The 22,969-nt window shown below is 70.7% G+C and carries 18 protein-coding genes; 13 read left to right on the forward strand and 5 right to left on the reverse strand.

The window, feature by feature from the left end; all coding sequences use genetic code 11:
- Both Aut01nite_RS40395 and Aut01nite_RS40400 read right to left on the reverse strand, forming a co-directional pair.
- On the reverse strand, positions 1 to 1,245 hold the full coding sequence (locus Aut01nite_RS40395; protein ID WP_043532784.1) for an SUKH-3 domain-containing protein: 1,245 nt from the start codon (positions 1,243 to 1,245) through the stop codon (positions 1 to 3).
- 28 nt (positions 1,246 to 1,273) lie between these two features.
- Positions 1,274 to 2,497, reverse strand: coding sequence for an SUKH-3 domain-containing protein (locus Aut01nite_RS40400; protein ID WP_052164536.1), 1,224 nt, complete (start codon positions 2,495 to 2,497; stop codon positions 1,274 to 1,276).
- Positions 2,498 to 2,634: 137 nt separating this feature from the next.
- On the opposite strand from Aut01nite_RS40400, the gene Aut01nite_RS40405 reads away from it, so the two are divergent.
- The 6 genes from Aut01nite_RS40405 (at position 2,635) to Aut01nite_RS40430 (ending at position 10,576) form a co-directional block, all read left to right on the forward strand.
- Entirely contained in the window at positions 2,635 to 3,060 is a 426-nt protein-coding gene (locus Aut01nite_RS40405; protein ID WP_043532783.1) for a YbaB/EbfC family nucleoid-associated protein, read from the forward strand.
- Entirely contained in the window at positions 3,053 to 3,376 is a 324-nt protein-coding gene (locus Aut01nite_RS40410) for a hypothetical protein (protein ID WP_152629099.1), read from the forward strand. The genes Aut01nite_RS40405 and Aut01nite_RS40410 overlap by 8 nt, the downstream gene beginning before the upstream one ends.
- 3 nt (positions 3,377 to 3,379) lie before the next feature.
- On the forward strand, positions 3,380 to 9,088 hold the full coding sequence (locus Aut01nite_RS44550) for a toxin glutamine deamidase domain-containing protein (RefSeq protein ID WP_043532780.1): 5,709 nt from the start codon (positions 3,380 to 3,382) through the stop codon (positions 9,086 to 9,088).
- Positions 9,089 to 9,092: 4 nt separating this feature from the next.
- On the forward strand, positions 9,093 to 9,653 hold the full coding sequence (locus Aut01nite_RS40420; RefSeq protein WP_052164535.1) for a hypothetical protein: 561 nt from the start codon (positions 9,093 to 9,095) through the stop codon (positions 9,651 to 9,653).
- 159 nt (positions 9,654 to 9,812) lie between these two features.
- Entirely contained in the window at positions 9,813 to 10,340 is a 528-nt protein-coding gene (locus Aut01nite_RS40425; protein WP_201775644.1) for a hypothetical protein, read from the forward strand.
- On the forward strand, positions 10,340 to 10,576 hold the full coding sequence (locus Aut01nite_RS40430) for a hypothetical protein (RefSeq protein ID WP_152629098.1): 237 nt from the start codon (positions 10,340 to 10,342) through the stop codon (positions 10,574 to 10,576). Before Aut01nite_RS40425 ends, Aut01nite_RS40430 begins: the two co-directional genes overlap by 1 nt.
- On the opposite strand, the gene Aut01nite_RS40435 is transcribed toward Aut01nite_RS40430, so the two are convergent.
- Complete coding sequence (locus tag Aut01nite_RS40435) at positions 10,573 to 12,900, reverse strand: putative bifunctional diguanylate cyclase/phosphodiesterase (protein ID WP_043532770.1); 2,328 nt, start codon at positions 12,898 to 12,900, stop codon at positions 10,573 to 10,575. The genes Aut01nite_RS40430 and Aut01nite_RS40435 overlap by 4 nt on opposite strands.
- A 115-nt stretch (positions 12,901 to 13,015) precedes the next feature.
- Here Aut01nite_RS40435 and Aut01nite_RS40440 point away from each other — a divergent pair, with 115 nt between their 5' ends.
- The gene (locus Aut01nite_RS40440; protein ID WP_052164534.1) at positions 13,016 to 14,470 is read left to right on the forward strand and encodes a GGDEF domain-containing protein; all 1,455 of its coding nucleotides are present in this window, start codon (positions 13,016 to 13,018) and stop codon (positions 14,468 to 14,470) included.
- A gap of 4 nt (positions 14,471 to 14,474) precedes the next feature.
- On the opposite strand, the gene Aut01nite_RS40445 is transcribed toward Aut01nite_RS40440, so the two are convergent.
- On the reverse strand, positions 14,475 to 15,257 hold the full coding sequence (locus Aut01nite_RS40445; protein ID WP_043532826.1) for an IclR family transcriptional regulator domain-containing protein: 783 nt from the start codon (positions 15,255 to 15,257) through the stop codon (positions 14,475 to 14,477).
- 100 nt (positions 15,258 to 15,357) lie between these two features.
- Between Aut01nite_RS40445 and Aut01nite_RS40450 the strand changes: the two genes are divergently transcribed.
- The 4 genes from Aut01nite_RS40450 to Aut01nite_RS40465 all read left to right on the forward strand — a co-directional run bounded on the left by Aut01nite_RS40450 (position 15,358) and on the right by Aut01nite_RS40465 (position 18,945).
- Positions 15,358 to 16,311, forward strand: coding sequence for an ABC transporter substrate-binding protein (locus Aut01nite_RS40450; protein WP_043532768.1), 954 nt, complete (start codon positions 15,358 to 15,360; stop codon positions 16,309 to 16,311).
- Positions 16,308 to 17,105, forward strand: a complete 798-nt coding sequence (locus Aut01nite_RS40455; protein ID WP_201775643.1) for an ABC transporter permease — start codon at positions 16,308 to 16,310, stop codon at positions 17,103 to 17,105. The genes Aut01nite_RS40450 and Aut01nite_RS40455 overlap by 4 nt, the downstream gene beginning before the upstream one ends.
- 117 nt (positions 17,106 to 17,222) lie before the next feature.
- Positions 17,223 to 17,996 carry an ABC transporter permease gene (locus Aut01nite_RS40460; protein ID WP_043532767.1) on the forward strand — a complete coding sequence of 258 codons (774 nt, stop codon included), beginning with the start codon at positions 17,223 to 17,225 and terminating at the stop codon, positions 17,994 to 17,996.
- A gap of 172 nt (positions 17,997 to 18,168) precedes the next feature.
- A complete protein-coding gene (locus Aut01nite_RS40465; RefSeq protein ID WP_043532764.1) occupies positions 18,169 to 18,945 on the forward strand; it encodes an ABC transporter ATP-binding protein in 777 nt (258 codons plus the stop codon).
- Positions 18,946 to 18,988: 43 nt separating this feature from the next.
- Here Aut01nite_RS40465 and Aut01nite_RS40470 read toward each other — a convergent pair whose 3' ends face one another.
- Complete coding sequence (locus Aut01nite_RS40470) at positions 18,989 to 20,569, reverse strand: alpha/beta hydrolase (protein WP_043532761.1); 1,581 nt, start codon at positions 20,567 to 20,569, stop codon at positions 18,989 to 18,991.
- Between the two features lie 167 nt (positions 20,570 to 20,736).
- Here Aut01nite_RS40470 and Aut01nite_RS40475 point away from each other — a divergent pair, with 167 nt between their 5' ends.
- Together Aut01nite_RS40475 and Aut01nite_RS40480 are read left to right on the forward strand one after the other, a co-directional pair.
- Entirely contained in the window at positions 20,737 to 22,293 is a 1,557-nt protein-coding gene (locus Aut01nite_RS40475; RefSeq protein WP_052164540.1) for a M28 family metallopeptidase, read from the forward strand.
- Positions 22,294 to 22,416: 123 nt separating this feature from the next.
- Positions 22,417 to 22,908: a DUF2510 domain-containing protein gene (locus Aut01nite_RS40480; RefSeq protein ID WP_043532757.1), complete on the forward strand. Its 492-nt coding sequence runs from the start codon at positions 22,417 to 22,419 to the stop codon at positions 22,906 to 22,908.
- Positions 22,909 to 22,969: the final 61 nt, after the last annotated feature.

Here is a 22,969-nt window from a genome sequence, read left to right on the forward strand (position 1 = left end):
TCAGCCCCAGGTGCCGTCGTCGCGGACCCGATAGGTCCGTCTGCCGTTGGTGAGCGTCTCCAGCGCCTCCAGATAGGAGTTCGCGACGAACCACTCGCCGGCCTGGTCCAGGTCGAAGATCCGGCCGTGCTCGTCGATGGCCAGCACCGACTCGTTGTTGACCCGGCCGAGCGGGAAGAGCCGGGCCCCGATCACCTCGCCGAACTCGTGCAGCAGGTCGGCGGTGTGCGCGGCGTTGACCGAGTAGATCTCGAAGAGCCGGGAACGCTGGTCGACGCCCGGCGCCCGGCGGCCCACCCCGATCGGGCCGGTGTGCCGGTAGGCGTCGAACACGGCCGGGAACGCCTCGTGCCGGAACTCCTGGCCCTCGACGGCGACGACCGTACGCACCAGGCTGTCGGTCTCCGCCGCCCGCAGCTCCGGCGGCAGGTCGGTCACCAGGCCGCCGTCGGCCAGTTCCGCGCCGAGGGTGTCGGAGAACCGGGACGGGTCCGGGTTCGGGCGGTCCGGGGCGCGGAAGTGGTGCAGCGCCCCGGTCGACGCCCACGGCATCAGCGACAGCTGGGTGAGCACGAAGGTGCAGCTCTCGCACGGGTCGTTCGGCCGGCCGGCGAGCGGATCGCCGGGCGCGTGGATCTGGAACGTCTCGAACGCCGACTCCAGGAACAGCCGCCGCGCCTCGTCACCGGTCAGCGGCGCCTGACCGGCCAGGCCCCGCCGGTGGTCCACGTCGTGCAGCACGTCGGAGCACACGATCAGTTCGGCGTGCCGCTCACCGCCACGCACCCGCTCCTGCGGCGACTGACCGGCCAGCAGCTCCAGCACCAGGCGGTGGTGGCCGAGCTTCTGGTCGCCCTTGGCGCCGGTGGCGGAGTAGACCCGGCCGTCGGCGGTGACGTGCGCCGCGATGCCCGGGGCGGCCCGGCGGCGGGCCTCCCGGCGCAGCTGAACCTCGGGGTCGGCGGTCCGGGGCGGGCCGGTGATCTCGTCGCGCCTCTCCCGGTAGTTCGCCCGCACCGCGTCCGACGGCCAGTTCGGCCAGGTCGACAGCCGGCCGGTCTCCCGGTCGATCACCGTCACACCGGTGCCCAGCTCCGGGGCCACCGTGACGTCCTCCGCGACGATCACCACGAGGAAACCCAGGTCGAACTCCTCGACCGTCGCCCGGTGCGCCCGGCCGGAGTCCAGGGACTTCGCGCGCGCCCAGGCCGCCGCGCTCGCGTCCACGTCCACACGAGTGATCACCGTCGGGTCCTCCTGCCAGGGGTGTGCGTCACCATGTGCCGTCGTCCCGGACGCGGGCCGCCGGCAGTCCCGTGACCAGCGCGACCAGCGCCTCGTCCAGAGTCTGCCCGAGGAACCACTCGCCGCCCTGGTCCAGGGCGAACACGCGGCCGCGCTCGTCGATCGCCAGGACTCCCTCGGCGCGGCCCTCCCGGCCCAGCGGGAACATCCGCGCCCCGACCAGCTCGCCCAGTTCGTGCAGCGGGTCGGCCAGGTACAACGTGCCGTCCGGGGAGCCGATGTCGAACGGCCGGACCAGCTGGGCCGCGCCGGGCGAGCTCCGGTACGACGTCACTCCGTGGAACTCCTCGGCCGCCGCCAGCGCCGGGAAGCGTTCCTGCCGGAACTGCTGACCCGGTATCCCCTCGGCGGCCTCCTGCATCCTCCGGGCGCCCTCGGTCCGCTCCGCCCGGGTGGCCGGATCCCAGCCCCCGGCAGCGAGCTCCCGCGCCACCTCCGGCGGGAACCGGCCCGGCTCGGGATCCAGCGCGCGGGGCTCCATCAGGAAGAGCGGACGCTCCTCCGGGTCGACCCGGACGCCGAGCGCTGCCAGCACGTTCCAGCAGGTGGCGCACAGGTGCGCGGGCCGGCCGCCGAGCCAGTCGCCGGTCTCCCGGACGTGGAACGTCTCGAAAGCCGCCCGGCTCAGCAGGGCACGGGCGTCGTCGTGGGTCAGGGACGCCCGGTCCTTCTCGGCCTCGTACAGCACGTCGGAGACCATCAGAAGCTCGGCGTGCCGGTTCGCGCCGCGAACCGTCATCCGCGGCCCGAGACGGGCCAGCCGGGCCGCGACCAGCGGATGGTGGCGCAGTACCTGGTCGCCCTTGGCGCCCCGGGCCCGGTACAGCCTGCCACCCAGCGTGAGATGCGCGGAGACGGTGGGGCTGGCCCTGCGGCGCGCGTCGCGGCGCAGCTCGACGATCGGATCGGAGGTCCGGTGCACGCCGACGGCCGTGTCGCGCAGCTCGGTGTACCTCCGGTCCAGCTCCTCCGGCGCCGACGGCGGCCAGTACGACAGGCGGCCGGTCTCCCGGTCGATGACCGTGGTCACGTCCTCGCCGATCTCCGGGCGGGCGGTCGACGGCAACTGCATCCACACCGCGTAACCGAGCGCCAGCTCGTCGACCCGGGGCGCGCACTCGTAGCCCCGCCGCATCGACTGGCGGCGTGCCCAGCCCGCGGCGATCCGCTCCGCCTCGGCCAGCGTGATCATCCTCAGCCGCCCCCTTCGGTCCGTCGCCTTCGCCCCGCGAGCTTAAAGGCATCAGCCCACACCGTTGGGGACAGGCTCGCATTGATCCCGGCTGGTAGGTTGCTCCCGTCAATTCGCGCGTCCTCGGGGAGACCACCGTGAGCAGACAGGCAGACCGCGACGTGAACCATGCGCTGCGCGCCCGTTTCGACGACGTGGTGTCGCAGTACCAGCGCCTGCGCACCGGCCTGGACGACATCCAGGAGCGTCTCGCCCGGCTGTCGGTGACGGCCGAGTCCCCGGACGGCACGGTCCGCGTCACCGTCGGCGCCCGCGGCCAGCTGACCGGCCTCAGGTTCGACCGGGAGATCTACCGCCGCGGCGACCCCGACGAGCTGGCCCGCACCGTCCTGCGCACGGTGGAGAAGGCCGTCGCCCAGACCACCGAGCAGGTGCAGTCGATGGTCGGCGAGTACCTGCCGGCCGACTCCAGCGCGGCCCGGTTCATGCGCGACAACGACTTCGGCGGCCTCCTCGAACGGCAGGACCGGATCATGCGTGAGGGTGGTGCCCGCGATGAGTGAGCTCTACCTCGACTCCACCCGGGCCACCATGGGCGGCCGGGACATGACCGCCGCCGGCCAGGAGCTGACCAGCCTCCACCAGGGCCCGGTGGCCGCGATCAACGCGGCCAGCCTGGCCCAGCCATGGGGACGCGACAACATCGGCGCCAAGTTCCAGGAGGGCTACGGGCCCCAGCTGGAGCAGTTCGTGCAGGCGTTCGGCACGATCGCCACCTACGTCGAAGGACTGGGCGAGGCGGTGGTCGCGTCGGTCCAGGACAACATGGACGCCGACGCGCGCGCCGGGCAGACCGTCGACCAGGCGTACCGGCTCTGATCCATGTCCTTCCTCCCGACCCCGATCCCGCATCCGTTCGAGTTCTCGCCCTGGGACATGCCCGGCTGGGCGTACGAGGCCCTGGAATGGGTGGTCGGCTTCGACTGGCCCGAGGGCAACGAGAAACTCGTCTGGGACCTCGCCGACCTCTGGTACGACCTGGGCGCCGCCGTGAAGGTGCCGCAGCAGGACGCCGCGGCCGCCGCCGACACGATCATCGCGGCGTACGGCGGCAGCGGCACCACCATCGACGCCTTCATCAAGGCCTGGAACGATCTCGGCGCCCGTAACGACGCGGAAGCGCCGCTGAACGCGCTGGTCGCGTTCGCCGACGAGATGGGCAACCTGGTCAAGGAGGTCGGCGCCGACATCGAGGCGGCGAAACTCGAGGCCTGGATCGAACTGGGCATCTTCGTCGGCGAGCTGATCGGCCTGGGCATCACCGTCGTGCTCACCCTCGGCGCCGCGTCACCGGCCGCCGCCGGGCTGATCACGGCGACCCGGTTCGCCATCCAGCAGATCTTCAAGAAGCTGATGAGGGAGCTCGCCGAGAAAGCGGCGAAACAGGCCCTCAAGCAGGCCGGAAGGAACGCCCTCAAGCAGGTCACCACCAAGGCCGGCCTGAAGAACCTCGCCAAGAACGGCCTCAAGGAGGCCAAGGACGAGGCGAAGGAGGAGCTGCTCACCAACGCCGCCGTCCAGGGGTACCAGCACGCGGCCGGGCATGACGACTTCAGCGTCACCGACCTCGGCAAAGCGGGCATCCAAGGCGCGGCCGGAGGGTTCGCCGCGTCCGGCGCGGGCATCGGCGCCAACGGGCGGGGCGGCCTCTTCCGCGGCGCGGGGGCGGAAGTCCTCGGCGAACTCGGCGGCGGGGCCGCCGGTGTCGCCTTCGGCGGCGAGATGCCCAGCTGGGAGGACCTCGGCAAGGCGGCGACGTCCGGCGCCAGCGGCACCGCGATCAGCAACACCAACCAGGACTTCAAAGACCTGGGCAACCTGAACGTCGGCGATCTGCCCGCCACCTCCGCTTCCGCGTCGGCCGGGGCTCCGTCGACTTCCTCTTCCGGTACGCACGGGAGCAGCGCCCTGAACAGCCTGGCCGGCGACTCCTCGAGCTCGTCGTCAGGCTCCTCCGGCTCGTCGTCGGGATCCTCCGGCTCCTCGTCGGACTCTTCCGGCTCCTCGTCGTCCTCTTCTCCCGCCTCCTCCTCTCCTTCCTCCTCCTCCTTCTCCTCCCGTGACGGTTCCGGCTATTCCGGTGGGTCGTCGTCCTCGGGCGGTTCGTCGTCTTCCGGTGGTTCGTCGTATTCCGGTGGGACGTCCTCGTCCGGCGATTCCTCCTCCGGCGGTTCCTCCTTCAGCGCCGCCGCCTACTCCGATGGCGCGTCCTCCGCCGCCTCGACCTCAGCCGGTTCCTCCTCCGCCGGCTCGTCCTCCCCGGTCTCCTCCTCCGGTGCCGTGTCCTCGTCCGCCGGTTCGTCCTCGCCTGCCGTCTCCTCCTCGGCGGGCGGTGGATCGCACGACACCGGGGCCGCGGTCTCGAACGGCTCGTCCTCGTACTCGCCGTCTTCTTCTTCGGCGTTCACGGGCGGTCACACGCCGTCGTCCAGCGATGTCAGCCTCTCCTCGTACGCGCCGCCCACCGATGCGCCCGCGCAGGGTGGTACCGGCAGCGGGCCGGGCGTCAGCCCCACCTCGACGGGATCCCCGTCGGTCAGCACGACGCCGGGCGGCAACACCTCCGGCAACGCGCCGATGGCGTTCGCTCCGAACAACGGCAACGGTGGGCCGCTCAACCTCAACGCCCCGCTCACCGGCGGCGGCCCGGCCACGAGCACCCCCAGCGTCACCGCTCCGCAGAGTCTGGCCACGCCCACGACGGCGAACGTGAGCAGCCCGACCACCAGCACTCCCACCCCCAGCACTCCCCCCAGCACCACCAGTCCCACCACGGGGCCGAGCACCAGTCCCAGCACCACCGCTGCCGGCACGACGTCCACCGGCACGCCGTCCACCACGGCGCCCAGCACCACTCCCACCACTACGTCGAGTACAGCGCCCACTACCGCCGCCTCGAACACGGCGGCGCCGTCGAAGACGTCGCCGGACACCACCAGTGGCACGCCGCAGACTCCGTCCACGACGACCCCGGTTCAGCCGGCGACCGATCAGGGACGGCCGGACGCCGGGCAGAACGGTCAGCCGGCCCCCGGCACGTCCCCGATCCCGCCGAGCCTGCCGTGGCGTACGCACACCGACGACCAGGCCGAACGCGCGTACTTCAACCAGTTCCCGCAGAACAAGCAGGCCGTCGAGGACGACCTCGTCAACCGGACCCTGCGGCAGCACGACGCGGCCATCGTCCGCCTCCAGCAACTGCAACGGCAGGCCCAGTACGACGCCGACCTGGCCACCCGGGCACAGGACTGGAACGCGCGCAGTCACCACCTGGGTCTGGAGGCCCACTACCGCAACCAGGAACGGGACGCGTGGCGGCGCCGGTCCTTCACCGAGTCCGTGGAACGGAACAGGCTGCGCAACAGCCCGGCGCGTCAGCTCACCGCGCCGGCCGAGTTCCAGCGGGCGAACTGGGACGGCGGCGCGGCCGTCTCCGACCAGCCGATCCACAGCACCGAGCAGTCGGCGCTGACCGGCAGCACCCATCCGCCGAGCGCCCGTACCCTGCGCAAATACGGCGTCCGCGGCGGGCTCCGGATGCCGCTCGCCCAGCACCAGCTGGACCTCGAATGGGCCGTACCGTGGAAGAACGGCAAACCGGAACGTACGCCGGACCCGCGCGGCCCGCTGCTGCGGTTCATGAACGACGGCGGCCCGAGCGCCGACCCCACCCGCGGCGTCAACTGTCTCGACGTGGCCCTGTCGTTCTTCGAGACGTTCTTCCACGGCCGCCCGACGGTGGGCGCCCCGCGAACCTTCGACTCGTACCTGTTCGGCCGCAAGGACGGGCACCTCGGCGAGCAGGACGGCGACCTGCGTGCCGAACTCGTCACCGGCAGCCGGTTCACCGAGGCCGCACCCGACGTCCGGGGCATGCCCGGCGCCCAGGCGAAGGCGTACATCGACCACGGTTTCCAGCAGATCGTCGACACCCTGCTGATGGGCGGCCACGGCTCCACCGCGGTCATCGTCAACATCTGGCAGAACAACAGCGCCCACGCGTGGAACGCCGTCAACTACCACGGCACGATCATCTTCCTAGATCCGCAGATGGCCACGTACGCCGAGGCGAACGGCGGCAACAAGAGCCCCAACCCGTTCCTGTACGGCCACGACGGCAACCCGGCCACCGGCTCCAACGTCGTCCAGCTCAACGCCCTGATGGTCGACGGGCAGGGCAACCCGATGTCCATCCCGAACACGCAGGGCTCCCGGTTCTACGGTCACAAAGGCACGCCGCCCCCGCCGCCTCCACTGGCCTACCAGCAGCAACAGCTCCAGGCGCTGCAGCAGGCGAACCAGCCGCATCCGCCCCCGCCCGCGCCGCCGGGCCCGGTCACCCCGCAGCCGCCCGTCAACCCGCAGCCGCCCGTCACCGTACAGCCGCAGCCTCCGGTCAACCCGCAGCCGCAGCCTCCGGTCACGCCCCAGGACACGGTGCAGACGCAGCCGTCAGTGGACACGCAGCCGTCGCCGACTGTTGACATCGAACCCGAGCCGGGCCCGCAACCGGAACCGGAACCCACCCCCCACCCGGAACCGGACCCGGAACCGCAGCCGCAACCAGAACCCGCCCCGGATCCGGACCCGCGGCCGGAACCGGAACCGGAGCCGGTTCAGGAAACGGAATCGACGGAACCGGAGCCGACGGTCGACATCGCGACCGACGGTCCGACGACGGAACCGGAGCCGGTGCGGGACAGCTCACCCCGTACCGAGGAGAAATCGCCCACGCCGCCGGCGCCGCTGCGACGCCGGGATGTCGACCCCTTCGCGGTTCTGAATCCGCTGACCATGGACCTTCCGGTGGACGTCGACCCGAGTCCGCCGCAGGACAGCACGCCCCGGGACGTGGGGCCGCAGGACAGCACGCCGCAGGACACCGCTCCGCAAGATCCGCAGCCGCGGGACGCGGACGACGTCGACCTCGCGGCGACGGACAAGCCCGCCCCGGAGCCGACGGTCGATGCGGAGCAGGACCGCGCGGAACGAACGGCCCGCGAGGAGTACGGAGTGCACCTCCGGCACGTCCGCCAGCGGATCGCCGACCGTGCGCGCGAACGGTACTGCGCCGACCTGCGCAAGAGCGCCGGGTACCGGCGGCAGGAGGCCGAGAACCTCACGGTCCCGCTCCGGAAGGCCGCGGACGAGGGCGACCAGCGTTACGCCGACTACTGGGCCAGAGAGATCGACACCGCGCTGCGCCTGGCCGACGAGCTCGACGACAAGGCCCGGGCCTTCGAGAACGGGTTCGGCGACATCGGCGACGTGCCGCTCCACTTCACCGACTGGGACGAGGCCAACAGCGACCTCGGCGAACTCGCGTTCGGTCCGGTCCAGAGCGACGACCGTTCCGCGCTGACCGGCGACGACGTTCCGCCGCCGATCGAGACCACCCGCCGCTACAACGAGCGCGGCGGCCTGCGCCAGCCGCTGGCGATCCACCAGCTCGACCTGGAACGCGCCGTGCCTCGCGACGAGAACGGGAACTTCGTCCGGCACGCCGACCCGCGCGAGGGCGACTGGTTCGGCCTGCAGAACGACGGCGGCGCGGAAGCCGACCCGACCCGCTCGAACAACTGCGGCGACAACGTGCTGGCCTTCTACGAGACGTGGATGCACGCCCGCCCCCGGGTCGCCGCCGCCCGCACCTTCGACGGCTTCCACCACGGCGACCCGAACCTGCCGATGGGCGCCGAGAAGGGCGTCACCGCCCGGATGGAGAAGATCGCCGGCGGCAAGTTCGAGGGCCTGGTCGACGTCGGCCTGCACGACCCGCAACTGGCCCGGGAAAAGGTGCAGCAGGCCCACAACCGGCTCAAGAACCACCTGCTCGGCCTGGGTCCCGGCGCGTTCGCCTTCGTCAAGACCCAGGACATGGCCGGCCGTACCCACTCGATCGCCATCGTCAACAAGGACGGCGAGATCCTCTACGCCGACCCGCAGACCCGCCAACTCCAGCCGGATCACCCTTTCCAGACCCACACCGGCCAGGCCATGTCCTCCGACCTGGTCCGCATGGACGCCATCACGGTCGACGGCCAGGCCCGCCACCGCCCCCTCAACACCGGCGACGCCCCTTTCATCGCCGCCGAACCCGAGGGCAAGAAATCCAAGGCCAAACCATCCGAGGAACCGGCCGAGGTCTGGCCGGAGGCGATCTCGCCGGCGTTCGAGAGGGACCCCTACCACCCGAAGGTGGTGGACGAACGCAGCGAAGCCGCACATCGGGCGTGGGCGGAGATCCCGAGGGAAGTTCACGAGACAGTGAACAAGATCGAGAGCGGCGTTACCAGACAACGGATCAGCGCAGGCCAGCCCGATTGGTATAGAGCCAAAAACACGAGCAGTCCGTGGCATCGCGCGACCATCTTCACGGGCGCCAAATCCCCGACGACGTTGACCCGCGTGCTCGTCCGCAGCGACGGCGTCGTCGGCTTCGTCCTTGATCACAATTACAACGTCATCACGGAGTATGGGTATGCCAAACTCCCGCAACGCTACGTGGCGCCACCGTCGGATTGGAGCTGACAAAGTGGGCATCGAGGAGGACCTCGCTGTCGCAGGTCTTACCGTCTTGGGGGAGTACAACGGCTCAGGGACGCTTGTTCCGGCGTTGTTGACCGGCCAGGCGCCGAGTTGTCCGGCTGAGGAACGCTGGAGCGAATCGACACTGGATACCACGGATCCGCAATTGGTCGAGAAAGCGAATGCCGACTGGTATCGGATGTCGATCGAGGCAGGCCTCTTCCTCGCGACCGACCGACGTTTTCTACTAGCCCATCAGGCAGGCGAAGACGAGCCCTCACGATGGATCTGCGTCGAACTGCAAAATCCGTGGGACATCGTGGGAAAGGGTGCCGCCGGCACGCTCGGAAGCAGATCCGGCTGCCCGGAATTCCGCATGCTTGCGATGGATGGGTCGGTGCTGGCCTGCGGCACGACCAACCAAACGACGATCGATATTTTCCTCGTGAAAGATCCGAACCGTTCAGAGATTTTTCGCCTGTTCGCCAGTGGGCTCGTGTCGGACGAGTATCTCCATCCGGAGGATGCCGCCAAGATACGCGACTGGCTCGACTACGTTGAGGGATGACGAAGGCGAGCGGAATACTGTCCATGGTCGATGTGGAAGCCGTTCGTGGTGCGCTGATCGGCGCACGGGTTCGAGGGCTGGGCCGGGCCGTCGACATGGGCGTGCTGGAGATCTTCCTTGAAACCGGATACCCGGAATGCGCTCCGAGCCGCGGGACTTGTGCTGCTGGATGACTACGACGGACCCGGTGCGGTCATTCCTGCGCTCGTGACAGCGCAGGCGCCCAGTTATCCGGTGGAGGAACGCTGGGCTTGGGCGGCGACGTACTTCACCGATCCGCTGCTGCACGGCAAGGCGAACTCGGACTGGTACCGGATCTCGCTCGAAACCGGTCTCTTCAGCGAAACGGATCCGCGTTTCCTCATGGCCTACCTGCCGGGCGAAGACGGGCCGTCGGAGTGGCTCTGCGTGGAACTGCAGGAGGACTGGGACATCATGGGGACGGGCGCGGCCGCACTGCTCGGCAGTGCCTGGTGCCGGCCGGAATTCCGATTCCTCTCGCTTGACGGTTCAGTGTTGGTCTCCTCGACCACGGGAGAGGACGCGCTGGACACCTTTGCGGCGAGAGAGCCCGACAGGTCCTCGTATCTTCCCCGGTATGCGGCATGGCTCGCGACGCTGGAAGACCTCCATCCGGGCGATGTCGCCGCGATCCGCCGGTGGCTCCAGAGGATCCGGTGGAGCTGATGGAACGTAGGGCGTTCGTCGAGTGGGTCGGAACGGCTAGTGGGAAGCTGGTCGATCCGGATCGGGTGGTGAGCTGTCCGGAGGGGGACGGTGGCCTGATCGAGGTGGCGTACGTCGAACGGGAGGGTGAGCTGATCGAAGCTCGCCTGTACTGCGAGACCTGTGGCACGGACACCTGGGCGCGGAAGCCGCCGCGGCTCTCCGATGAGCAGCGCGGCAGGGTTCGGCGGGTCTAGCGGGTGGCGGGGACGGCGTGCCGGGTGGTGAAGTCGGGGGCCGGGGTCGGTTTGCCGAAGTGGTAGCCCTGGGCGTAGTGGTAGCCGAGGTCGCGCAGGTAGGCGGCCTGGTCGGCGGTCTCGACGCCTTCGGCGACGGCGCGGAGGCCGAGGCCGTCGGCCACGTGGATGAGGGCGTCGACGATGACGGCACGGCCGGCCGGGGCGGTGATCTCGTCGACGAAGGATTTGTCGACCTTGAGGACGTCGACGGGGACGGTGCGGAGCAGGCCCAGGGATGAGTGGCCGGTGCCGAAGTCGTCGAGGGCGATCCGGATTCCGGCGTCGTGCAGGGACTCGACGGCCTCGATGGCGGTGCCGCCGCCGAAGATGGCGGTTTCGGTGACCTCGACCAGCAGGTCGGCGGGGGTCAGGCCGGTGTCGGCGAGGATGGCGGTGACGACGGCGGGGAAGCCGGGTTCGCTCAGCTGGCGGGGGGACACGTTGACGCTGATGTAGCGCGGGGCGTCCGGGCCCAGGTCGCGGCGCCAGGTGGCCAGCTGTGTGCAGGAGGTACGCATCACCCACTCCCCCAGTTCGACGATGAGGCCGTTGTCCTCGGCGGCGGGGATGAACGCGACGGGGCTGACCGGGCCGCGTACCGGATGATTCCACCGCACCAGGGCTTCGACCGCGACCGTCGTGCCGTCGCGGAGGTCGATGATCGGCTGGTAGACGACGTGGAAGTCGCCGTCGTCGAGGCTGTGCCGCAGGTCGGCGCCGAGCCGTTCCACCGCCTCGGCACGTTCGTCCAGTTCGGGCGTGTATTCGACGATCTGCCCGCCGGTCGCTTTGGCCGCGTACCGGGCCGTGTCCGCCCGCCGCACCAGTTCGGCGGCGGCAGAGCAGGCGGCAGAAGAAACGGCGGAGCCGGAGGAGGCGGCAGGAGGAACGGCGGAACTGGAGAAGACGGCGGGAGAGGACGGAGAGGCGGAGACCCGGGACGGTACGGCGGGAGTGGAGGAGGACGGCGCGGAGGGGGACGCGGCGGTGGGGGACGGTGAGAAGGCGACGCCGAGGCGGGCGGTGAGGAGGAGTTCGTGTTCGCCGGCGTGAACCGGGTGGCGCAGCACCTCCAGCAGACGGGTGGCGAGGGCCGAACCGTCGTCGGGAAGGGTGTCGCAGGCGAGGACGGCGAACTCGTCGGCGCCCATGCGGGCGGCCACGTCGCCGTGGCGGATGTTCTGGCGCAGCAGGGCGGCCACGGCGATCAGGGCCTGGTCGCCGACGGAGCGGCCGAGCCGGTCGTTGACGTGTTTGAAGCCGGCCAGGTCGATCATGATGAGGTGGCAGGGGGCGGTGGCGACCGCGGCGGCGGCGCGGTGTTCGAGGTCGCGGCGGTTGGGCAGGCCGGTGAGGTCGTCGCGCATGGCCAGGTCGCGCAGTTGGCGGGCCTGGCTGTCGACGCGGGAGATGTAGCCGTGCATGCGGGTGGCGACGAGCACGAACAGGGCCATCGAGCCGACGGCGACCGCCTCCCAGCTCATCCGGTCGCCGCCGCGTTCGCCCTGGACCAGCAGGATGGCGGGGACCAGCAGGGTGGAGGCGGTGAGGACGAGCAGGCGGCTGCGGCCGAGGGTGTCGCGGTCGCCGCTGACCGGCTGCGCCGCCGACGGGTGGGCGGCAGCGGCGGCCCAGCAGGCGTACGCCAGCAGGTACCCGGCGTACAGCAGGGTGGGTGGCAGCAGGGTGGGCAGCAGGGTGTATGCGGTGTTGCCGGCGAGGGTGAGCGCGCTGCCCGCGGTGAGCAGCCACAGGCTGGGGCTGCGCGGCCCGCGCCGGAGCAGGATCGGCACGATGACGGCGCAGAGCAGCACGCCGCTGGTGGGATATCCGGCGGTGACGAGCCGGGTGAGCAGGGGGACGCCGGTGTCGGCGAGGATCGGCTCGATCAGGAACGTCCAGTAGACGATGCCGAGGCCGACGGCGATGATCGCCGAGTCGAGGACGCCGCGTTCGAGGAACCGTTCCCGGGTGAGGCGGAAGAGGGCGATCGTCAGCATCGGGTAGGCGCCCAGGTAGAAGGCGTCGGCCCAGGACGGGTAGGACAGGTCGCCGGTCAGCGCCTGGACGGCGTAGAGGACGTCGCCGGCGACCCAGGTGGCGACGCCGGCGGCGAAGAGGTACCAGTATCCGGCGGCGGGCGGGCGGTGCCGCCGGGCGCCGGCGACCATCACGGCGCATGATCCGGCGGAGAAGAGCGTGGAGACGACGACGGACGCCCATCCGTACGGCAGCATGGCGTAGACCATCGCCGCGCCCAGCCCGGATCCCAGCCAGATCATCCATCTCGACCGCACGTCCGACCTTTCGGCCGCGACCGCTGGAATTTGAGCACTCAAGTTTCGCGGGGTTCCGCCGATCTGGCTGTCCGACGGTTTCGGTGGGGAGTGGGAGATCGTGGACTGGAACAGGCGGCTGGCGTCCCGGGCCTGCCTGGCGCTCTTCATGGTGGCGTCGGCGTTGTTCGCGGTCACCGTGGTGCACCCGGCCGGACCGGCATGGCTGTTGTGGGCGACGATCCCGGTCAGCGGGCCGCTGGTGTCGGTGGCGTTCTGGTCGGTGTCGCGCAATGTGGCGCTGCCGGGCCCGACCCGGCGGTTCTGGCGGCACGTGACGCCGGTCCCGGTGCTGGTGGCGGCGGGTCAGACGGCGCAGGCGGCCGATGTCCTGGCGCATCCGGGAGTGCGTACCTCGTACACCGGGCCTTGGATGTTGGTCTTCGATGGTCTCGCCCTGGTCTGCCTGATCCATGCGCTGATCCGCCTGCCCGTCGGGGACGGCCGGCCGGGCGCCGGCGCACGCGTGGCGCTGGACTCCGGCATCGTGGCCCTCGCGGCGGCGGTCTTCATCTGGCACTTCGGCACCCGGCAGGCGCTGGCCGCCGGGGTGACGCCGGAGTTGCTGGCCTCGCTGGGGCTGTCGGTGCTGGCGATCCTGAGCGTGTTCGCGCTGGCGAAGGCGGTGATCGCGGACTACTCCGCGATCGACGCCCGGGGGCTGCGGATGCTCGCGGTGTGTGTGCTGGTCGGCACCCTGACGCCGATGCTGCAGCCGCTGGCGGCGGCGGCCGACGAGCGGCTGTTCATGGCGCAGCTGTATCTGCCGCTGATCTACCTGCTGGCGGCGCGGGCCGCGGAGGCGCAGTGGCGCGCCCCGGCGCCGCGGGCGAAGTCCGCCAGGCGGCCCTACAGCGTGCTGCCGTACGCGGCGGTGGCGGCGGTCGACGCGCTGCTGCTGGTCAGTGCGTGGCGGGACGACGAGGATCTGGTGGCGGTGGCGTTCACCGCGGTGGCGCTGACCGGGATGGTGGCGTTCCGGCAGATGACGGCGCTGCGCGACAACAGCCGGCTGCTGGCCCGGCTCGATCATCAGGCCTCGCACGACGCGCTGACCGGGCTGGCGAACCGGGCGCTGTTCCAGCGCCGCCTCGACGGGCTGTGCGACGACGGTGACGCGCATGTCGCGCTGCTGGACCTGGACGGGTTCAAGGCGGTCAACGACACGTACGGGCACGAGGCGGGCGATCTGCTGCTGACCCGGGTGGGCGCGGCGCTGACCGCGGCGGTCCGGCCCGGCGACACCGCGGCCCGGCTGGGCGGCGACGAGTTCGTGCTGCTGCTGCCGGGCACCAGCTGCGCGGAGGCGGCGGCGGTCGCCGACCGGGTGGTGGCCGGGTTGCACGATCCGGTGCCGGTCGGGGACCGGAAGCTGCACATCCGGGCGAGCATCGGCATCGCGTGCGGTCCGGCGGCGGGTCTGCTGCGCCGGGCGGACACCGCGATGTACGCCGCCAAACGCATCCCGGGTTCGCGGCATCTGCACCACGACCAGGACAGCGTCCGCGCCGCCTGAGACGTCACACGGTCCGGCGTCCCGTCGCGATCCGCAGGTCGGCCTCGATCGCGGCGGTGGCCGCCAGCAGCGGCGGGAGCAGCCGGTCGCGCATGTCGGCGACGGTGGCGCGGGCCGCGTGCACGGAGATGTTGACGGCTGCGGTGACCCGCCCGGTCCGGTCGCGGATCGGCGCGGCGATGGCTCGCAGCCCTTCTTCGAGTTCCTGGTCGACGACCGCGTGGCCCTGCACGCGGACCTGGTCGAGTTCGGCGCGCAGCGCGTCCGCGGTGCGCAGGGTGCGGTCGGTGAGCGGCTCCAGCGCGGCCCGGCCGAGGTAGCCGGCCAGGTCCGCCTCGGGCAGGCCGGCGAGCAGGACTCGGCCCATCGATGTGGGGTATGCCGGGAATCGGGTGCCGACGTTGATCGCGACGCGCATGATCCTGGTCGTCGGGACACGGGCGACGTAGACGATGTCGTCCCCGTCGAGCACCGACATCGACGAGGACTCGCGCACCGCCGCGACGAGGCGCTCCAGGTGCGGTTCGGCGACCTCCGGCAGGGACAGGCTGGAGAGGTACGAGTACCCCAGCTCGAGGACCCGCGGGGCCAGCGAGAACAGCCGGCCGTCGGTGCGCACGTAGCCCAGGTCGGTCAGCGTGAGCAGGAACCGGCGGGCCGCCGCGCGGGTGAGACCGCAGGCCCGGGCCACGTCGCTGAGGGTGAGCTGGGAGTGATGAGCGTCGAACGCCCGGATCACCGCGAGTCCCCGTTCCAGCGACTGGACGTAGTACGGTTCGCGCGGCATCAGATGATCGACCCAGATCGTTGACGTGACACGGGGCACATCATAGCGTTCTTGATGAGAACTCACGTTCGTCATGCGCACACATTTCGAAGGAGTAAATATGCGGCGTCTACTCGCGGGGCTGACGGCGGCCGTGCTCGCCGGCTCCCTGACGGCCTGTGGTTCGTCGGGGGACTCGGGCTCGGAGGGCGGCGTGGACCAGGTCAAGGTCGGCGTCATCCCGATCATCGATGTGGCCCCGATCTACCTGGGCCAGTCGAAGGGCTTCTTCAAGAACCGGAACATCGAGCTGACCCTCGAGGCCGGGCAGGGCGGCGCGGCGATCGTCCCGGGTGTCTCCAACAACCAGTTCCAGTTCGGCTTCAGCAACCTGACCTCGCTGATGATCGCCCAGTCCAAGGACATCCCGATCAAGGCGATCGCCGCCGGGGTGGCCTCGACCGGCGAGGCCGGCAAGGACTTCGGCGCCGTCGTCGTGAAGGGCGACAGCGCGATCAAGACCGCCAAGGACCTGACCGGCAAGAAGATCTCGGTGAACACGCTGAAGAACATCGGCGACACCGTCACCCGCGAGTCGGTGCGCAAGGCCGGCGGCGACCCGGCGTCGCTGAACTTCGTCGAGATGGGGTTCCCGGCCATGCCGGCGGCGCTCGCGGAGGGCCAGGTCGACGCGGCCTGGGTGGTCGAACCGCAGCTGTCCGCGATCAAGGCCGCCGGTGGCCGTGAGGTCGCCTCCACCTACGTCGACGCCGCGCCGAACCTGACCGTCGCCGCCTACTTCACCTCGCAGAAGCTGCTCGCCGACGACCCCGACCTGGTCAAGCGGTTCACCGAGGCGATCCACGAGTCGCTGACGTACGCCGACGCCCACCCGGACGAGGTGCGCGCGATCCTCGGCACCTACACCAAGATCGACGAGAAGCTGCGCGCCGCGGTGGTCCTGCCGAAGTGGCCGACCCAGATCAACGAGGCCTCCGTGCAGACCATCGCCGACCTGGGCGCCAAGGACGGCATCTTCACCAAGGCGCCGGACCTGGAGAAGCTCCTCCCGTGACGACCGCCCGTCGCGGCAACCCGGCCGGTGACACCGTGCTCCTCGGTGTCGCCGGCCTGGCCGGGTTGCTCCTCATCATCGAACTGATGCCGCGGCTGGGCCTGGTCGACGAGCGGTTCCTGCCGCCGGCCAGCCGGATCATGGCCGCCCTGGCCGAGGAGGCCGCCAGCGGAGCGTTCTGGACGGCGCTGTCCGACACGCTTGTCGCGTGGGCGCTCGGCCTGGCCATCGCGGTCGCGGCCGGGGTGCTGGCCGGCCTCGTGATCGGGTCGGTGCCGGCGCTGCGGGCGCTGACCGCCTCGACGGTGGAGTTCCTGCGTCCGATCCCGTCGGTGGCGCTGATCCCCCTCGCCGTGCTGCTCTACGGCACCGATCTGGGCTCCACCCTGCTGCTGGTCTGCTACGCCGCGTTCTGGCAGGTGCTGGTGCAGGTGCTGTACGGGGTCGCGGACGTCGACCCGGTCGCCTTCGAGACGGCCCGCAGTTTCCGGTTCTCCGCGTGGGCCCGGATCCGGCACGTGCTCTGGCCGACCGCCCTGCCGTACGTGTTCACCGGTGTCCGGCTCGCCGCGTCGGTGGCCCTGGTCCTGGCGATCACCGCCGAACTGGTGATCGGGTCGCCCGGCCTGGGCAAGGAGATCGCGGTCGCGCAGGCGTCCGAGGCGGTGCCCACCATGTACGCGCTGATCGTCGTCACCGGCGTGCTCGGCGTGCTGATCAACCTGCTGGCTCGTACCGGCGAGCGCCGCCTGCTCGCCTGGCACCAGTCGGTCCGTGGCGAGGTATCGGCATGAGCGAGTGCACCGCAGCGAAGCAAGGGCCGCGAGGGCATGCCCGGGAAGGCACAGCATGAGCGAGTGCACCGCAGCGAAGCAAGGGCCGCGAGCGCATGCCCGGGAAGGCACAGTCTGATGAACGTACTCAAGAAGGTCGTTCTCGCTCTTGCTCTTCCGGCCGTGCTCTTCGGGGCGTGGTGGGTGCTCAGTGCCGGCAGCGAGTCCTACTACTCTCCCCCGCTGTCGAAGATCCTGGCGGCGTTCCGGACCACCTGGACGCCGACGCAGCTCGAGGCCGAGGTTCTGCCCAGCCTGCTGCGGCTGTTCGCCGGTTTCGCGCTGGCCGCCCTGATCGGCGTCGGCGCGGGCGTGGCGATCGGCCTGAACCGGCGGCTGCGGGCCGTCATGGAACCGGTCCTGGAGTTCTTCCGGGCCATCCCGCCGCCCGTCCTGGTCCCGGTGATCATGCTGTTCGCGGGCATCGGCGACACCATGAAGGTGATCGTCATCGTCTTCGGGTGCATCTGGCCGATCCTGCTCAACACGGTGGAGGGCGTCCGCGCGGTGGACAGCGTGGTCCTGGACACCGCACGCTCGTACGGGGTGAACGGAACCGCCCGGATCACGCGCGTCGTCCTGCCGTCGGCGAGCCCGCAGATCGCGGCCGGACTGCGCCAGGCGCTGTCCATCGCGATCATCCTGATGGTGATCAGCGAGATGTTCGCGGCCAGCAACGGCCTCGGCTTCACCATCGTGCAGTTCCAGCGCAGCTTCGCGATCCCGGAGATGTGGAGCGGGATCATCCTGCTCGGCCTGCTCGGCTTCGTGCTGTCGCTGCTTTTCCGGCTCGCCGAGCGGCGGGCGTTGCGGTGGTACGAGGGCCTGCGCGCGGCGCAGCGTTCGAGCTAGGCCCGTAGATCTTCGACAGTTTTTCAGCTAGGTCGTTGTCGAGTGGTCTTCTCGACAGCGGCCCGGCCGTAGATCTTCAACGGTTTTTCAGCTAGGTCGTTGTCGAGTGGTCTTCTCGACAGCGGCCCGGCCGTAGATCTTCAACGGTTTTTCAGCTGGAGGGAGCACGACGATGCTGGAAGTGAAGGGCCTGCGGAAGGTCTACCAGTCCGGGAGTCGTGAGGTGGAGGCGCTCCGCGATCTCACGTTCACCGTGGAGAACGGCGATCTGGTCTGCCTGGTCGGCCCGTCCGGCTGCGGCAAGACCACTCTGCTGCGCTGCCTGGCCGGCCTGCTCGCGCCGACCGCCGGCGACGTGCGGGTCGACGGGAAGGCGGTCGACGGACCGCCGGAGGGCATGGCGGTGGTCTTCCAGGAGTACGGGCGCAGCCTGTTCCCCTGGATGAACGTGCGCGACAACGTGGAACTGCCGCTCAAGCAGAAGAAGGTGCCGAAGAGGCGCCGGCAGGAGCTCATCGAGCAGTCGCTGGACGCGGTCGGGCTGACCGGGTCCGCGGCGGCGTACCCGTGGCAGCTGTCCGGCGGCATGCAGCAGCGGGTGGCGATCGCCCGCGCGGTCGCGTACGAGCCGCGGACGCTGCTGATGGACGAGCCGTTCGCGGCGGTCGACGCGCAGACCCGCGCCGATCTGGAGGACCTGGTTCGCGAGCTGTGGAAACGGCTGGGGGTGACGATCCTGTTCGTCACCCACGACATCGACGAGTCGGTCTATCTGGGACAGCGGGTGGTGATGCTGTCCTCGTCACCGACGGTGGTGCAGGACGAGCTGCTCATCGACCTGCCGGCCGACCGGGATCAGCTCACCACACGGGCCGACCCCCGGTTCATCGCGTTGCGTACCCGGGTCTACGAACAGATCCAGGCGGCGAAGAAGAACGCCGAACGGTGAGACGCACGGCCCGGGCGGTGTACGCACCGCCCGGGCCGTGTCGTCAGCGCGGTCCGATCTCCGCACGGACCTCGTCGGCGCCACCGGCCTTGAAGGTCGTGACAGCGGTCGGGTCCGGCTGCGGGTTGGGCTCACACTGCTTGTCGGAACGGTTGCCGCGGACCCGGTCCGGCAGGGCGCCGGTGGCCAGGTAGGCGGCGATGGTGTCGTCGGTGCACGCCACGCCGTTGAGCGAACCGGAGTGGGTGGTGCCGCCGACGCCCTCGATCAGCACGGACTTCGGGAACCGCTGACGGACCTCGAGCGCGCCCTCGTACGGCGTGGCCGCGTCCTCGGTCTCACTGATCAGCAGGATCGGCGGAACCTTCTTGCCGTTGATCTCGACCGGCTTGCCGGCCTTGGCGCCCCAGTTGATGCAGGGCGCGTTGTACCAGGCGTTGTTCCAGGTCATGAACGGTGCCCGGAAGTGGACCGCCCAGTTGTCCCGCTGCCAGGTCGACCACCGCGTCGGCCACTGCACGTCGGTGCACTGGACGCCGAGGTAGACGGCGTACCCGTTGTCGGAGCCGGGCGCGCCGGGCGTGCCGTAGAGCTCCAGCAGCGGGGCGGCGTCCTTCTCGTTGACCCAGGCGGAGAACGCCGAGGCGACGTCCTCCCAGCCGTACACGTAGTAGCCGGCCTGGACGAAGACGTCGTTCCACTCGTCCGGGCCGATCTTCCCGGCGGCCGGGTTCTTGATCAGCGAGTAGAGCGTCGCGTAGTACTTGCGCTCCACCTCCTTGGCCGTCTTGCCGAGGTGGTAGACCGAGTCGTACTTCGCGATCCAGCCGAAGTAGACGTCCATGTTCTGGTCGAACTGGATGTCCTGGTCCAGGTTGGCCTTGTACCAGACCCGCTCGGGGTTGACCACGCCGTCGAACACGAACCGGCGGACCCGCTCCGGGTGCTGGGTGGCGTAGACCTGGCCGAGGTAGGTGCCGTACGAGAAGCCGTAGTAGTTGATCTTCTCAGCGCCGAGGGCCTTGCGCAGGCTCTCCATGTCCGCGACGGTGTCGGTGGTCTTGAGGTGGTCGAGCAGCGCCCCACCGGCGGAGTCACAGGCCTCCGCGTACCCCTTCGCCTTCGCCAGCCAGGTCTTCTCGAGCTGGCGGGTGACCGGCACGTAGAAGGGCCGGTTGTAGCCGGCGTAATTCGGGTCGCAGGTCAGCGCGGGCACGCTGGAGCCGACGCCGCGCGGGTCGAAGCCGATCCAGTCGTAGTAGCCGCCGGCGCCGTCCGGCACGAACTCGCCGAGCACCGGCAGGCCCAGCCCGGAACCGCCGGGGCCGCCCGGGTTGGTGAGCATGACGCCCTGGTAATCGGCGTCGCTCGACTTGTGCTTGATCCGGGACACCGCGATCTTGATCTTGGTGCCGCCGGGCTTGGCGTAGTCGAGCGGGACCACCAGGAAACCGCACTGGGCGCCGCGAGCCTGCAGGCTGGCCCGGGTGCAGGTGCCCCAGTCGATCGGTGGTGGGGTGTAACCGGGCGCCTTCGGCGCGGCCGAAGCCGCGACCGGGACCACCCCGGCGCCGATCAGCAGACCGACGGATGCGGCGATGGTGGCCGCCAGGATTTTTCGCATCCCTTGCCTTCCGTTGTCGAGCCGTTCCTCCGGCCGTTCCGGTCGCGGTGGCGACCGGCCCGAGCCGGGAACGATCCTTCGCAGCCTAGCCATCAACCCATGCACATGCCTCACATCCATGGCGGTAGGTACCGATTGATATGGACGGGTGGACGTTCGTCAATGCGATGCTCGGGCGATCCGTTCCCCCGTTTTCTCGCAGAGGAGAACCCGTGCGAGCACTCCCGCTCATCGGCGCGGCGGCGCTGGTAGCCGTCCTCGGCGCCGCGAGCCCGGTGCAGGCGCAGGCCGCGGCCGCGGCGCCGGACATCCCGGTCGCCAACGTCAAGGCGCACCTCGCCCAGCTCCAGAGCATCGCCACCGCCAACGGCGGCAACCGGGCCCACGGCCGGCCCGGCTACCTGGCCTCGGTCACCTACGTGAAGGGCCTGCTCGACGCGGCCGGGTTCACCACCAGGCAGCAGTCGTTCACCTACGGCGGCGCGACCGGCTACAACCTGATCGCCGACTGGCCCGGCGGTGACACCACCGACACCCTGATGATCGGCGGGCACCTGGACAGCGTCGCCGTCGGCCCGGGCATCAACGACAACGGTTCCGGCTCGGCGGGCATCCTCGAGGTCGCGCTCCAGGTCGCCCGCTCCGGCTTCCAGCCGGACCGGCATCTGCGGTTCGCCTGGTGGGGCGCGGAGGAGCTGGGTCTGCGCGGTTCGACGGCGTACGTCAACTCGCTGACCGCGGCCCAGAAGGCGGACATCGGCGGCTACCTCAACTTCGACATGATCGGCTCGCCGAACCCCGGCTACTTCCTCTACGACGGCGACAACTCCGACGGCACCGGCGCGGGCCCCGGCCCGGCCGGCTCGGCGCAGATCGAGGCGACCCTGGCCGGCTACTTCACGTCGATCGGCGTGCCGACCCGCGGCACCGACTTCGACGGGCGCAGCGACTACGGCCCGTTCATCGCCGCCGGGATCCCGGCGGGCGGCATCTTCACCGGCGCCGAAGGCACCAAGACGTCCGCGCAGGTCCAGCTCTGGGGCGGCACGACCGGCCGCTTCGACCCCTGCTACCACGCGTCCTGCGACACCACCGCGAACATCAACGACACCGCGCTGGACCGCAACTCCGACGCCATCGCGCACGCCGTGTGGACGCTCGCCGACGGCGGCACCACCACGCCGCCCGGCACCACCGTCTGGTCCGACGGCCTGGAGACCGCGACCGGCTGGACCGCCGGCACGGCCGACACCGCCACCTCCGGCCGGTTCGAGCGCGGCGACCCGGCCGCCACCACCAGCTCCGGCGTCACCACCCAGCTCGGGACCACGGCCGGCGGCACCTACGCCCTGGTGACCGGGGCCACCGCCGGATCCAGCGCGGGCGCCAACGACCTGGACGGCGGGATCAGCACGATCACCTCGCCGGCGATCACGCTGCCCACCGGCACCCTGACCCTGAACCTGTCGTGGTACCTCGCGCACCTCAACAACGCCACCAACGCCGACTACCTGCGGGTACGGGTGGTGTCCGGGACGACCACGACGACGGTGCTCAGCCAGACGGCGTCGGCGGCCAACAAGGCGGCCGCCTGGACCACCGCCACGGCGAACCTCTCGGCGTACGCCGGGCAGACGATCCGCCTCCAGGTGGAGGCGGCCGACGCCGGAACCGCCTCGCTCGTCGAAGCGGCCGTCGACAACCTGTCGATCACCCGCTCCTGAGGAACGTCCCGCCCGCCGAACAGCCCCCGGCGGGCGGGAACCCTCAACTTCACGCGTGCCCGGCCGATCAGGCACCCAGGTTCTGTCTCGTGGATCCGCCTCGGCCGACGTAAGGAGCACGCCATGACGCAGCCCGCCGGATGGTACGCCGATCCGAGCGGCCTGCCGGCGCAACGCTGGTGGGACGGCCGGCAGTGGACCGACCACATCCAGCCGGGCGGGACACCGACCCCGCCGCCGAACGGATACTTCCCGCCGATCCCGCCCAGCGGCCCGGCGGCGCCCGGCCCGCACACGGTCGTCCCGGACAACAACCCGCCGCTCTACGTGACCCAGCACGCCGGGCCGCCGGTCGCCCGCCCGTTCACGCTGACGTCGCCGTCCCCCGGGGCGCCGACCGGGCCCTCCACCATGCACCCGGTCGACGCGGTCCCCGGCCGGCTCGGCTTCACCACGCCGCCGCGGCCCGCCCCGGACACCCCGGGCGCGCCGGACGCTTCGGACGCTTCGGACGCTTCGCGGAAGAGCGTGATCTGGCGAGCCGCCGGCCCGGTCGCCCTCGCGGTGATCGCCGCCCTGATCCTCGCCCTGACGGCATTCCTGCTGCTCCGCTGACCCCGAGCCCCGCGTGGGGAGTCGCCGCACCCATGGCGGCCGAACTCCACACGGGGAAGGG

The sequence above is a fragment of the Actinoplanes utahensis genome, assembly GCF_016862455.1.
Taxonomy (GTDB): Bacteria; Actinomycetota; Actinomycetes; order Mycobacteriales; family Micromonosporaceae; genus Actinoplanes; species Actinoplanes utahensis.